Below are 1043 nucleotides of genomic sequence, written 5' to 3'. Positions count from 1 at the left end.
GCTTATGGGTATGATGAAAGATATAAGAAATGTTTTAAAAATATTGCTATGATAGATAATGGCGATTCATTTAGTCGAACATTTGATGAAAATCATAACCAAATTTTTTATTGTGTACAAGAGAATAAAAAAATTAAACCAGGTTTATTTTTAACATGTAAAGATGTGTATGAGACATATCCTTTAGAACCAGAGGATATGATAATTGAAAGTTATACGAAAGAAGAGCTATTCAGTAAATATGAGCACCGAAAGTATTGTTATTATCCTGCCAAAAAGGAAAAAAGTAATTTTTCAGCAATATTCTTTGATTGGCCTACTGTAGATAGATTGTCAGGATTTTCAATGAGAGGTTTAAAAAAACAAGGCACTTTGGAAGGAGCTTTTAAACAGTTGAGTTGGTAGCCTGAAAAAATGAGATAGATTTGTTAGGCAACTATACTTACTCTAACACATCTCTTCTTTTATAAAAGGATATATTTAAAACTATAAAAATAAAGGAACAAGAGCTCACATATTCACCAAAACTGAATACGGGCTACGGACTTCCTAACTGTAAATAAAGAAAGGGAATGGGCATCTAGTTTGCAGAACTGAACCCGGGCGGAAAGCTCGGAATTTAGATTGGTTTCCTAAAATTCAGTCGCTTTCTAGTCGCCCTTGGTATCTTAATCATGATCAACCGTTACTCTCGCCCTGAGATGGCGAATATTTGGAGTGAAGAAAACAAATACCGTGCTTGGCTTGAGGTGGAAATCTTGGCTGACGAGGCATGGGCTGAGTTGGGGGAAATTCCTAAGGAAGATGTGGCTTTGATTCGCGAGAAGGCGGACTTTGACATCGACCGTATTTTGGAGATTGAGCAGGAGACTCGCCACGATGTGGTAGCTTTCACGCGTGCGGTTTCTGAGACGCTCGGTGAAGAGCGCAAGTGGGTCCACTATGGTTTGACTTCTACCGACGTGGTGGATACTGCCTACGGTTACCTTTACAAACAGGCTAACGACATCATCCGTCGTGATCTTGAAAACTTCACCAACATC

Annotated in this window: 2 protein-coding genes; both read left to right on the top strand. The window is 38.5% G+C overall.

Translation table 11 applies throughout. The features are described 5' to 3' along the window. Nucleotides 1–405 (top strand): hypothetical protein (locus D8792_RS11505; RefSeq protein WP_221763077.1); only part of this gene is annotated, 405 nt, incomplete at its 5' end. Between the two features lie 269 nt (nucleotides 406–674). Beyond that, a partial coding sequence (locus D8792_RS10750; RefSeq protein ID WP_260470303.1) for a lyase family protein occupies nucleotides 675–1043 on the top strand: 369 nt, incomplete at its 3' end.

The organism is Streptococcus cristatus (assembly GCF_003943505.1).
In the GTDB taxonomy this organism is placed as follows: domain Bacteria; phylum Bacillota; class Bacilli; order Lactobacillales; family Streptococcaceae; genus Streptococcus; species Streptococcus cristatus_E.
The sequence above is the reverse complement of the archived record's forward strand: the minus strand, read 5'-3'. Positions and strand labels throughout refer to the sequence as shown.